12 protein-coding genes are annotated in these 11,666 nt (G+C 55.5%); 7 read left to right on the top strand and 5 right to left on the bottom strand.

Going from position 1 to position 11,666, the window contains the following annotated elements:
- Positions 1–47: 47 nt before the first annotated feature.
- Positions 48–1,127 (top strand): NOG1 family protein, encoded by a 1,080-nt coding sequence (locus CL1_RS01450; RefSeq protein ID WP_014788140.1) that lies wholly within the window; start codon positions 48–50, stop codon positions 1,125–1,127.
- Between the two features lie 210 nt (positions 1,128–1,337).
- On the opposite strand, the gene gatE is transcribed toward CL1_RS01450, so the two are convergent.
- The 3 genes from gatE to CL1_RS01435 all read right to left on the bottom strand — a co-directional run bounded on the left by gatE (position 1,338) and on the right by CL1_RS01435 (position 4,954).
- A complete protein-coding gene (gene gatE / locus CL1_RS01445) occupies positions 1,338–3,230 on the bottom strand; it encodes a Glu-tRNA(Gln) amidotransferase subunit GatE (protein ID WP_014788139.1) in 1,893 nt (630 codons plus the stop codon).
- Positions 3,231–3,235: 5 nt separating this feature from the next.
- Positions 3,236–4,555 (bottom strand): Glu-tRNA(Gln) amidotransferase subunit GatD, encoded by a 1,320-nt coding sequence (gene gatD / locus CL1_RS01440; protein WP_014788138.1) that lies wholly within the window; start codon positions 4,553–4,555, stop codon positions 3,236–3,238.
- 105 nt (positions 4,556–4,660) lie between these two features.
- Entirely contained in the window at positions 4,661–4,954 is a 294-nt protein-coding gene (locus CL1_RS01435; RefSeq protein WP_048151726.1) for a transcriptional regulator, read from the bottom strand.
- A gap of 46 nt (positions 4,955–5,000) precedes the next feature.
- Between CL1_RS01435 and CL1_RS01430 the strand changes: the two genes are divergently transcribed.
- From CL1_RS01430 to rsmA, 5 genes are all read left to right on the top strand, one after another.
- The gene (locus tag CL1_RS01430; protein ID WP_014788137.1) at positions 5,001–6,161 is read left to right on the top strand and encodes a tRNA pseudouridine(54/55) synthase Pus10; all 1,161 of its coding nucleotides are present in this window, start codon (positions 5,001–5,003) and stop codon (positions 6,159–6,161) included.
- A 135-nt stretch (positions 6,162–6,296) separates the two neighbouring features.
- Positions 6,297–6,593, top strand: coding sequence for a 50S ribosomal protein L21e (locus CL1_RS01425; RefSeq protein ID WP_014788136.1), 297 nt, complete (start codon positions 6,297–6,299; stop codon positions 6,591–6,593).
- Between the two features lie 2 nt (positions 6,594–6,595).
- A complete protein-coding gene (locus CL1_RS01420; RefSeq protein WP_014788135.1) occupies positions 6,596–6,964 on the top strand; it encodes an RNA polymerase Rpb4 family protein in 369 nt (122 codons plus the stop codon).
- Positions 6,965–7,032: 68 nt separating this feature from the next.
- Positions 7,033–7,653, top strand: a complete 621-nt coding sequence (locus CL1_RS01415; protein WP_048151723.1) for a DUF655 domain-containing protein — start codon at positions 7,033–7,035, stop codon at positions 7,651–7,653.
- Positions 7,650–8,468: a 16S rRNA (adenine(1518)-N(6)/adenine(1519)-N(6))-dimethyltransferase RsmA gene (rsmA, locus tag CL1_RS01410; RefSeq protein WP_014788133.1), complete on the top strand. Its 819-nt coding sequence runs from the start codon at positions 7,650–7,652 to the stop codon at positions 8,466–8,468. Before CL1_RS01415 ends, rsmA begins: the two co-directional genes overlap by 4 nt.
- Here the strand turns inward: rsmA and CL1_RS01405 are convergent.
- Positions 8,451–9,005 carry a ferritin-like domain-containing protein gene (locus CL1_RS01405; RefSeq protein WP_014788132.1) on the bottom strand — a complete coding sequence of 185 codons (555 nt, stop codon included), beginning with the start codon at positions 9,003–9,005 and terminating at the stop codon, positions 8,451–8,453. The genes rsmA and CL1_RS01405 overlap by 18 nt on opposite strands.
- 87 nt (positions 9,006–9,092) lie before the next feature.
- On the opposite strand from CL1_RS01405, the gene CL1_RS01400 reads away from it, so the two are divergent.
- Complete coding sequence (locus CL1_RS01400) at positions 9,093–10,838, top strand: radical SAM protein (protein ID WP_014788131.1); 1,746 nt, start codon at positions 9,093–9,095, stop codon at positions 10,836–10,838.
- Here CL1_RS01400 and CL1_RS01395 read toward each other — a convergent pair.
- The gene (locus CL1_RS01395; protein WP_014788130.1) at positions 10,825–11,622 is read right to left on the bottom strand and encodes a hypothetical protein; all 798 of its coding nucleotides are present in this window, start codon (positions 11,620–11,622) and stop codon (positions 10,825–10,827) included. The two genes, CL1_RS01400 and CL1_RS01395, sit on opposite strands and share 14 nt — an antisense overlap.
- Positions 11,623–11,666 lie beyond the last annotated feature (44 nt).

The raw sequence follows: 11,666 nt of genomic DNA, 5'->3' as shown, positions 1-11,666 counted from the left end.
CCCGGCTGAAAAGCTAAGCACCGCGAGAGAAAGGAGAGGTGAGAGAGATGAGGAACCCGTTTGAAAAGATGCCAACAGTCCTTACCGCTGATGAACTCATCGATAAGGCCTTCCGGAGGGCCGAAAGGGCCGCTTCAGCATTCACACCCAAGGGGAGTGCAAGGGCCAAGGCGAGGCAGAGGGAGGAGCTGAGGGTAAGGACTGTCTCCAACGTGATACGCGACAACCTGAGAAAGATACTCGATAGGACCCCTGGTGTCTCAACGCTTCCGAGGTTCTACCAGGATTTGGTGGACACCCTCGTGGACAGGGACCAGTTCCACCGTTCCCTGGCTCACGTGAACTGGGCGATAAAGACGATACGCAACCTTGAACAGCGCTACGTCGAGAAGATAAGGTACGAGCGAGACCCGGAAGAGATAGCCAGGCTGAGGAGGCAGTTCTACGGCCGTGTTGCGGACGTACTCAGGGACATATCCGACGATCTCGAGTACCTCAACCAGGCCAGGAACGTGCTGAAGGATTTGCCGGTCGTTGATCTGGAGCTTCCGACCGTCGTCATAGCCGGACACCCCAACGTTGGAAAGAGCACGCTTTTGAGGGCATTGACCAACGCGAGGCCCGAAGTGGCGAGCTACCCCTTCACCACCAAGGGTATAAACGTCGGCCAGTTCGAGGAGCACTACCTAAAGTACCAGGTCATAGACACCCCCGGCCTTCTCGACAGGCCGCTGAGCGAGAGAAACGAGGTCGAGAGGCAGGCGATTCTGGCCTTGAAGCACCTTGGAAAGGTCATCGTCTACATCTTCGACCCCAGCGAGTATTGCGGCTTCCCGATAGAGGAACAGATGCATCTTTTCGAGGAGATACACAAAGAGTTCGGGGAGTTCCCCTTCATTGTGGTCCTCAACAAGGTGGACATAGCGGACGAGGAAAAGGTTAAGCAGGTGGAGGACTTTGTAAGGGCCAGGGGGCTGGAACCGCTGAGAATTTCAGCGCTGACCGGTGAAGGCCTCGATGAACTCAAGAAGCGCGTCATAGAGCTTGTAAAACCGATGGTCGAGGAGCAGGCGAGGAGGATAATGGAGAGGGAACTGAGGAAATACCGGGAGGAGCTGGAACTTTGAGTTCGCCTTCTCTTCTCCCCCTCTGAAGGGGAGTATAGGGCAGCCTTTTAAAGGGTTGATGAAAAGGTGGACTGGGAATGATGAGATATTTCCCTCACTCTGAAAGGTGAAGAGGAGCCGATGCTCTGACCCATTTTATTCCTCCTACTCCCGCATCAACGCAGTTTTCTTCGGCTGTTTGTGAAAGGTTAAAAAGAAAATGCCAAGAATTCACGTGGTCACCAAATCCTGAATCTTCTTCCTCACGAGCGAGCTGACGAGCTTTCCGTCGGCCCTCCCGCGGAGCCTCGCCATCGCTCTTCCCATTACCATTCCCATTGCACCCATTCCCTTGGCCCTGATGACCTCGATGTTCTGCTGGATTACCTCATCGATTATCCTCTCGACCTCCTCCTCGCTGAGGAGCGTCAGGCCCTTCTCCTCAGCGACCTGGGCGGCGCTCTTCTCCGGGTTCTTCGCAAGCTCCTTGAATATCTCCTCGAAGGCCTCCTTGGCTATCTTCCCGTTGAGGTACAGCTCGAAGGCCTCCCTGATGTGCTCGTCGGTTATGTTCTCGATTGGAACCTCCTTCCTGAGGCCCTTGAGAACGACCACGAGTATCGAAGCCGCCAGCGAGGGCTTGACGCCCTTCTTCACGAGTTCCTCGAAGAGTTCATCGCGCTCGTCGCTGACCAGCGTTTCGGCCAGGCTTCTGTCTATCTTGTAATCCCTCACGTAGCGTTCGATCCTTTCCTGCGGAAGTTCGGGCAGGTTTGAAAGGATTTCCCCCTTCATCTCACGCGTTATCAGTATCGGCGGTATGTCGGTTTCCGGGTACATTCTCGCCTTGCCCGGGAGCGGGCGCATGTACTGGGTGTTTCCGTCGGGCAGGGCCCTCCTCGTCTCCTCGGGAACGCCCTCGATGGCTTCCCTGGCGCGCGTTATGACTTCACGCAGGGCCTTCTTGGCGGTTTCCTCCTCTGCAGCAACGAGAACGAACGCGTCTTCCTCGCCGAGGCCAAGTTTCTCGATAACCGCATTAACCTCTAATTCTGTAATTCCATAGTTCGGTAATTCGTCAATGTGGAAGATGCCCCTGACGTACTTCTTGGCCCTGTCGGCCATCTCGGTGCCGAGCCTTCTTCCCGGCTGGATTTCCCTGCCTATGAGCCCGCGGAACTTCGGAAGCTTAACCGCGAGAACCTTACCCCCCCTCTTTATCGTCCCGGCTATTATCTTCGAGCCGGTGTTCTGGAAGACATCGGTGACGTCGTGGAACTCCTCCTTTATATCCTCGGGCTTTGCTCCCCTTGCCCTAAGCTCGTCCCTGATTTTGAGGAGGTTGAGCTGCCTCTCCACTTCCCTCTCGATGATGAGCGGTATCATGTCCAGCTCCTGGACACCCTTGATCTCGACCCTGGCCCCACCCTTGATGGAGACGTTGAGGTCCTGCCTTATCGTTCCGAGGCCGCGCTTCACCTTCCTCGTCGCCCTGAGCGCGTCGCCTATGTACTTGGCCACGACCTTCGCCTGCTCGGGGTGGTGTATGTCCGGGGTGGTGCTTATCTCGACGAGCGGGATCCCGAGGCGGTCGAGGCGGTAGATTACCTCCTTGTCCTTCCTCTCGACTATCCTGCAGGCGTCCTCCTCAAGGCATATCGTCGGAATGCCAACGCTCCCCCACGGCGTATCGACCCTTCCGTTCATGGCTATTATCGCGGTCCTCTGGAAGCCGGAGACGTTGGAGCCGTCTATGACTATCTTGCGCATGAAGTGAACCTCATCAACGGGAGTGGCGTTCAGGAGGTAGCCTATCTGGAGGGAGACCTTGAGTGCCTCCTCGTCGGGCATGTGGGGCGGTTCCTCGTCCATGTAGACGAGGTCGGTGAGTTCGTAGTTGCCCTCATAGATGTACGTCCTCCCCTTCTTGAACTCCTCGAGAGCCGCCGGGTCTATCTCTCCCAGCTCGCTTATCGTGGGCCTGAGTCTCCTCCTGAAAGTGAAGTCAACCTCGTCGCTGAACTCGCCCGGTACGGGTGAGAACAGCTTCTTGGTGTCGAGCTGCCTGTGTATCTCGAGACCAACCTTGAGGCCGAGTTCCTGATAGTTGAACTTGTCAGCCATCGTCATCACCTCAGGAAGGTATCGAACCTCGTGTAGGGGGTTATCTCGCCGGCGTAGTTCGTCAGCATCATCTCGCGCACTTCCCTGGGGTCGTCGGTGTGGCCGAGGACCCACATCAGCTTGACGTAGGCCGTCTCCGGTAGCATGTCCTCGCACGGAATGACTCCAGCCTTGAGAAGCCTCCTTCCTGTGGAATAGACGTTCAGGTTCACCCTGCCATAGAGGCACTGGCTCGTCATGCAGACAGTGACGCCTTCCTCGGTGGCGCGCCTTATCGAGTCTATCACATAGGTTGGCACGTGGCCGAGACCCGTTCCCTCTATGACTATGCCTTTGTAGCCCTTGTCCACGAAGAAGTCTATTATCTCAGCGCTCATTCCAGGGAATGCCTTGATGAGGGCTACCTTCTCCTCCATCTCGTCGTCCACCCAGACCTCGCTTTCGGTTCTATGCCGGTAATCCTTCCGCAGGAACTCTATCTCGCCTTCTGGCCATATCTTGGCTATAGGGATATCATTTACGCTCCTAAAGGCGTCTCTCCTGCTGGTGTGCATCTTCCGTACCTTGGTCCCGCGGTGGGCCAGGCAGTAGGTGTCTCCGGTCTCGCCGTGCATTACCACTGCGACTTCTCCGAAGTCCGCGGTTGCTATTCTCACAGAGCAGGTCAGGTTCATCGCGGCATCGCTGCTCGGCCTGTCCGAGCTCCTCTGGGCGCCGACCAGGATAACAGGCTTGCCGAGGTCCCTGAGCATGAAGCTCAATGCCGAGGCGGTGTACGCCATAGTGTCCGTTCCGTGCGCTATTACAACGCCGTCCTCACCGCTGTTCAGCATTCCAGCGACCTCGTGGGCTATCCTTATCCAGTACTCCGGCTTCATGTCCTCGCTGAGAATATTCATGAGTAGTCTGGGGGTTATGTTGGCGATCTCGAATATCTCCGGAACCGCCTTGGCCAGCTCCTCCGCAGTGAAAGCCGGGTGAACCGCTCCGGTCTTGTAATCTATCCTGCTCGCTATCGTCCCGCCGGTTCCGATTATGGTGACGTTGGGGAGGCCCGGCTTCTTGGGGAAGACCTCCTCGAACTTGACCTTTTCCAGCGGTCTGGCCTTCTCGATTATCTCGATCTCCTGAATCTGGTCCACGAGGATTCCTATGTTGTAGCCGTTGTCGAGCTTCAGCGTGAGCGTTTCACCGCTGGAGAGCTCGTAGGGGTTCATCACGACGCCCTCGTAGACACTCGTGTTACCGTTCTCCTTTTCGATTATCCGGACGTAATCTCCGACTTCAAGGCCTTTCTCCTCCATAAACCTCTCGACTTTGCGCATAGCTCTCCCTCCGCCCTAAACTGGAGGTCACCAAATATAAACCTTCGGGCTGAACAGGTGACGAAAATTTCCCCAACTTGGCTAAAAATTTTGTCGGAATGGCAATTATCTGTGTTCAATCTTAAACCTCGGCTCCTCGATCCACTCACTCTTGCAACGGGGACAGCGGGAGGGAACGTTTATTTCGGGCCTAAAAACGAATCCGCACTTCCGACACTCGGCAGGTTTGATGAGAAGCACCTTGCCCTCGCGCTTGAGGATTTTCTGTACGACCTTCAGGTCTTCTATGATGGCCCTCCTTGCCCCCCTGCCCTTAAGCTCTAGCGCCAGTGCCAGCTCCCCAGGAGAATAATCTCTTTCCTCCAAAAGCTTTATTATCCTCTGCCTTCGAGTCATCATCGCGAGACCATTCGAGTTCGCGGGATATAAATCTTAGGGTGAGAGCATGATAACCGAAGATGCTGAAAGGGTTCTGGAATCTCACAACCTCTGCGACCACTGCCTCGGCAGGCTCTTTGCTAAGCTCGGAAAGGGGACGAACGAGGAGCGTGGAAGGGCGATAAGGTTCGTCATCAACATGGAGCGCTCCGCTAAAGGATTACCTCCCGTTGATGAACCCGCGGAGTGTGAGCTCTGTTGGAACGTTTTTGAAAGGGTTCCAGAGCTTGTTGAGAGAATGAGAGAGGCCAGCGAGGGTTTTGAGTTCGAGACCTTCTTCGTCGGCTCGCGCTTTCCAGAGGAGATAAGGGAGAGGGAAAAGGCCATCTGGGAGGAGTTTGGAATCGAAACAGCCGAGCCGATTAACAGGGAGTTCAACAGGGAACTCGGCAAGGCCTTCGGCAGGGTGATGGGTAAGGACACCGCGAAGAACCCGGACGTCGTTTTCATCGTCGAGCCGTTCTCCGGAAAAGTTGAACTTCAAATCAATCCCGTATACGTCTACGGCCGCTACAGAAAGCTCGTCAGGGGGATTCCCCAGACACCCCTTCCCGATTTCGAAGACAGCGTCGCCTCGATAATCTGTCGTGCCTTTTCACGGGTCAGTGGAGGAAAGTGTATCTTTAAGGGTGCCGGCAGGGAAGACGTCGATGTTAGAACCCTGGGCAATGGCAGGCCCTTCATAGTCGAGATGAAGAGGCCAAAGAAAAGAAGATTCGACCTCGATGTGGTGGCCAGGGAGATAAACGCGAGCGGCAAGGTTGAGGTTTTGGGGTTGAGATTCGTCTCGCCAAAGGAAGCTGGAGAGGTTCTCACAAGGAACCATCGGAAGGAGTACCTCGCACTGGTTCTGGTTGAGGAAGGCGTAACTCCGGAAGAGGCAGAGGAAGTGGCAAGGAAGCTGACCGGTCTTGAAATACATCAGAGAACTCCCTGGCGAGTGAGGAATGCCCGGGCGGACAAGGTGAGGGTTAAAAAGGTCCACGAGGCAGAGGCCAGGTGGATTGACGATAGGCACTTTGAGTTGCGGCTGGTCACTGACGGCGGGCTGTACATAAAGGAGCTAGTTTCCGGCGATAGGGGAAGGACGAGGCCGAGCGTGAGCGAGCTACTTGGAAAGCCGGCCTGGTGCGAGAGGCTCGACGTCCTGAATGTTCTCGACCACTGAAAACTTTATAAACGGTTCGAGCCGATTGGATAGCGGAGCCATAACAGGCTTAGTTCGTACGCCGAAGAGGCGCGAAAACGTGAACGGTTTGACGTGTTGATTGCGCGATGAGTAAAACCCCGCGAGGTGATTGGAATGGTTAAGAAGGCCCACAGCTTCAGGAGGAAGACCCGTGGAAAGCTCAGCAAGAAGCCGAGGAGAAGAGGCCTGCCTCCGCTCACCAGGTTCCTCCAGGAGTTTGAGGTCGGGCAGAAGGTCCACATCGTTATAGAGCCCAGCTACCACAGGGGCATGCCTGACCCGAGGTTCCACGGAAGAACCGGAACCGTCGTCGGCAAGAGAGGCGATGCCTACATCGTCCAGGTAAGGGACGGCGGCAAGGTTAAGACCTTCTTCATACACCCGGTTCACCTCAGGGCCCAGAAGGGATGAACATGATAGGCAGGAAGAAGCTCGGGGAGCGCTATTTAACGATAGCCGAAACCAAAGAGCTCCTCGAGAGGCGAAAGGCCGAGGGCATGGAAGAAAACCCTGAGGAGCCGATGTTCTACGAGGCCAGGGTTAGCCTTGAGCACGCCGAGCGCTTCGCCAAGCTCAAGCCCGAGCAGGCCCTTGAGCTGAAGGGGAAGCTCATGGAACTCTTCGACTGGATAGACGAGAGGCTGGCCGTGAAAATCATCGACCTCATGCCCGAGGACTACTTCGACATTCGCGTCATCTTCGCCAAGGAGGACTACATGCCCTCGCCAGAGGAGGCGGCCGAGATAGTTAAACTCCTCGACGACTACCGTCCCGAGGAGTGAATTCCCTTTCCTTTTCTCTAGACAAAGTATAAAAACTCCGGGCTGGTATACTTTCTGGGGGAGAGACAATGGATAGGTACCGGAGACACTCTTACCGGGAAAGCCTCGACAAGAAGAGGCGGAACGTTGAGTATGAGGAGTACGCGTACGTGCTTGACTATTTGCCCGAGGGATACACCGATCTGAGAACCGGGAGGCGAACTGGTAAGCCCGTCGCCCAGGTTATAGGTGAAAAGGCTTTCACACTGCTCGAGGTTGCCCCAAAGGAGGATCTGATGCTCTACGAGAGGGTGTTCATAGGTAAGGGCCAGAGGGACAAGATACTCATGATAAACAAGAAGATTCACTACGACGACCTAACCGCCACCGCCAAGGCGGAGCTCCCCTACGTGGTGGAGGAGATAGTCAAGAACAACGAGGAGCGCTTCGTTCAGTTCTTCAACGTGGCACCGCCCATAACCAACAGGCTCCACAGCCTCGAGCTCCTGCCGGGGATAGGGAAGAAGCACATGTGGGAGATACTCGACGAGCGCAAGAAGGAGCCCTTCAAGAGCTTCGAGGACCTCCGCCACCGAGTTAAGGGCCTCCCCGATCCGGCCAAGATGATAGCGAAGCGCATCGTGGACGAGATAGAGGGCAAGGACCGTTACAGGCTCTTCGTGGGTTCAAGGAGGATATTCCGCGTATGAGGGAGCGCCTCTTCTCTTTAATTTCCAAGTACAACCTGCGGGCCAACCGCGACCTGGGTCAGAACTTTCTGGTAGTCCCGGACATAATCGAGAGGAACGTCGAGAGGGCCGGGCTGAACGAGAGGGACGTCGTCTTGGAGGTTGGTCCAGGTCTCGGCGTCCTCACCGACGCTTTAGCGAGGCGCGCCGGGAAGGTCTACGCCATCGAAAAGGATCACCGGCTGGTCGAGATTCTCCGGAGCGAGTACGACTGGGAGAACGTCGAGATAATAGAAGGAGATGCACTTAGGGTTGAGTTCCCCAGGTTCAACAAGATAGTCTCCAACCTCCCATACCAGATTTCCTCCCCAATAACCTTCCGCTTTCTAAAGCATGATTTTGAAAGGGCCGTTCTCATATACCAGCTCGAGTTCGCCCAGAGAATGGTTGCGGAGCCGGGTGATAAGAACTACTCTCGCCTTTCTCTGATGGTACGGGCAAAAGCTTACGCTGAACTAGTGGAGAGAATCGGCAGGGGTGCCTTCTGGCCGAAACCAAAAGTTGATTCTGCCGTCGTCGTCCTGGAGCCAAAGCCCCCGGGGGAGCAGGTGGAGCTGAACGAAAACCTCGTAAAGGCCCTTTTCCAGCACAGGAGAAGCACCGTCCTGGCCGCACTCAAGAAGTCTCATCACATGCTCGGCCTGAGCAGGGAAGACTTTAGAAAGGTTAGAAGTGTTCTCTCCTCGATGCCTCACTCCGACAGGAGGGTCTTTCAGTTGGCTCCGGAGGACGTTCTGGAGATTCAGGAGTACCTCGAGTCAGTCGGTGTCCTCTGAGTACTCAGAGCTTTCTCCGAAGAGAACTGTGTAGAGGCTCCTGAGCTTCGTGTAGTGGCCGTTCTCTATCTTCGCCAGCCACAGCAGTGTGGCCTTCGCGTCCTCGCCCTCCGCTTTCTCCGCAAGGTGCCGATACACGTCGTGGGCCAGCTTTTCAGTGCCCATCAGGTACTCCAGAATCTCCCTGAGATTTCCGTGGTACACCAAGTCCTTCAACCGTTCCTCGGACAACTCAACTTCCAGGGGCGGCAGGTTCACCTTTGGGGGTTTTTCCCCGGGGAACATCTCCTTGAACATCTTCAGCAGCGCCTCCGCATGCCCGAGGCTTTCTTTGTAAAGCTCGTAGAACAGCTTAGAAACGCGTTCGTCCCAGTTTACCTCCCTGCTCATCTGGTACAGCTTGTGGTACATCTCCGCTTCTTGCACTTCCTGGTCCATCCAGTATGCCATCAGCTCCTTGTAATTCAGCTTTCCAATTTCCTTCAGGATTTTCTTGAAGCGGGTTTTTTCAACCTCCCGGTAGCGGACCGCACCCATAGTTCACACCGGTTGTTATTACGGTGATTGGGCGTTTATACCTTTCGTCATCGATTGATTTTTAAGCGGTTTTCTGGACTCCCAACCATGATAGTCGCCATCATCGACGGGTACACCGACGAGCCCGCGGGCTTGGGGGTACCGCCCTATATGGGAATCTACCCCCGCTACGCCTACGGCGCGATAAAGAAGGCTAGAAAAGATGCCCGCATCTTTTACCTGACGATAGACGACCTGAGGGCCACCTTCGAGGGCGAGAAAGGTGTGGCAACGAGGAACAAGACCCCTAACTTCCCCAAAACGCGTGAAATACTTGAGAAGGCCAGCCTCATCGTTTACATCGGCGGCCTCCACACGCCTGGTAAGTACCTGTCCGCCGTTCCGTCCCAGGTCGAAGAGGTCGCGAGGTTTCTCAGGCCCTTTGGAGGGATCAAGGTTCTCGGAGGACCGGCGTTCATGGGTTCCGCCCACGCCGGGGGAACCAGGATAACCTCCCGCGAGCTCCTCCTTGCCCAGTCGGTTTTTGACCACGTCGTTTACGGTGATCTGGAGGCGTTCCTATTCGACTACCTGAGGAACCCTAAAGACGCCGACCCTTTCAGGTTCAGGGATTATAGTGAATTACGCGATTATGCAATTCTTGGGGCCGAGGTCGTGAGGCAGTTCCCGGATTTCCCGGACTTCGTCATCGTCGAGATTGAGACCCAGCGCGGTTGCCCCAAGGCGATGGGAATAGGCGGTTGCTCCTTCTGCACAGAGCCAGTTCGCTATAAAACCGTTGAAGACAGGCCAATAGAAGATGTCGTTGCCGAGGTTAAGGCCCTCTACGGGCTGGGCGTCAGGCACTTCAGGGTTGGGAGGCAGAGCTGTATATTCTCCTACATGGCGAAACCGAACGGTCGCGTTCCCGTTCCAAACCCCGAGGCAATAGAGAAGCTCTTCGCCGGAATCCGCTCGGTCGCGCCTGACGTGAAGACGCTCCACGTGGACAACGCCAATCCAGCTGTCATAGCGAACTACCCAGAGGAGAGCCTCAGGATAGCGAAGACCCTCATAAAGTATGGGACGCCGGGCAACGTGGTGGCGTTTGGCCTTGAGAGTGCCGACCCGAAGGTGGCAAAGCTCAACAACCTGAACGCAACTGCCGAGGAAACGTACGAGGCGGTGAAGCTTCTCAACGAGGTCGGCGCGAGAAGGGGCCCCAACGGAATGCCCTGGCTCCTGCCGGGGATAAACATAATCTTTGGCCTTCCGGGTGAGACGAAGAAGAGCTACGAGCTGACCTTCCAGTTCCTCAAGAAACTCCTCGACGATGGGCTGATGGTGAGGAGGATAAACATTCGCCAGGTCGTCGTCTTCCCCGGCACTCCACTCTGGCACATGAGGAACAGGGTCAAGACCGAAAAGCACGGGAAGCTCATTCAGCACTACCGGTACAAGATAAGGCACGAGATAGACCTGCCGATGCTGAAGCGCGTCGTTCCCGTCGGGACGGTTCTCATAGACGTTCGCGCGGAAGTTTTCGACAACGGTCTGACCTACGGGAGGCAGATCGGGAGCTATCCCCTCATCGTCGGCATTCCAAAGGAAGTTCCCCTCAACAGGTTCTACAACGTCCTCATCGTGGATCATGGCTTCAGGAGCATAACCGGGATTCCGATTCCGGTAGATATCAACCGCGAGAGTCCCAAGCTTCTTCAGTACCTCCCCGGAATCGGCAAGAAGACCGCGGTGAAGATACTTTCAAAGAGGCCGTTCAAGAACAAGGACGAGTTTTTCAGCGTGGTTGGGGAGGATAAAAGGGAAATGCTTGGGGGAATTATCCGCCTGTGATGTTGATGGTCTTTGTCTCGTTTCCTTCCGGCCACTTGAAGCTTATTATGTTCTCTATGAGCACTACCTCCGCCCTGAGGGTCTCGTCGGTGGTTCCCTCGATGACGAGAACTCCCCTGCGGGGGGTGAATATTCTGTTCTCCTTCGCTCCCTCCGCGGGCCCGATCAGGAGAACCGCCAGGTGCTCCTCGTTTCCAATCTTGCCCCTGCCGAGGTCTACCTTGGTCCAGAAGTTCAGATAGGTTTTTCTGTACCCCAGCTGGGTCTGATTGAAGGCGTACTGCTTGGCCGTGACGTTGTCGTAGCCCATGTTGATGCCCTTCAAGTAGTAGTTGGCCGCAAAGATGCTCGCCACGACTCCGGATATCTCCGAAACCGCGAGCGTCCTGTACCTGCAGTCACCCACGTAGAGCTGGGGGTTGTCCTTGCAGTTGATGACCGATGGATCGCCCATGACGATGGTGAACTGCCTGTAAACGCTCCTCAGGGTCAGGTTGAGATCAACCCCTGGGCTGCCGGTTATGTAGCTGTCCACCGTGACGTTGAAGAGCTTTGAACCCGGAGGGAGCTTCTCGCCGCTTTCCAGAAGCTGCCTGTACTCCTCTGCAGTCAAGGTGTAAAACTGGGCCGACGGCGTGTACACGACCACGTACTCTGCCGAAGTCTTCGGCGTCCCAGGGTTGATAAGTCCGTTGAAGCTGTGATACGAATATGCAACGTAGCTGATTGGAGCGATGATGACCAGAAGGACTATCAGAACTGCGGCAAGTCTTCTGTTATCCAATGCTAAAACCCCCAGAAGAGAGAATTAAAAGGGAAGGAAAAGGC

Origin of the sequence: Thermococcus cleftensis (assembly GCF_000265525.1) — an archaeon.
Classification (GTDB): domain Archaea; phylum Methanobacteriota_B; class Thermococci; order Thermococcales; family Thermococcaceae; genus Thermococcus; species Thermococcus cleftensis.
This window is presented reverse-complemented; position numbering and strand designations above follow the sequence as displayed.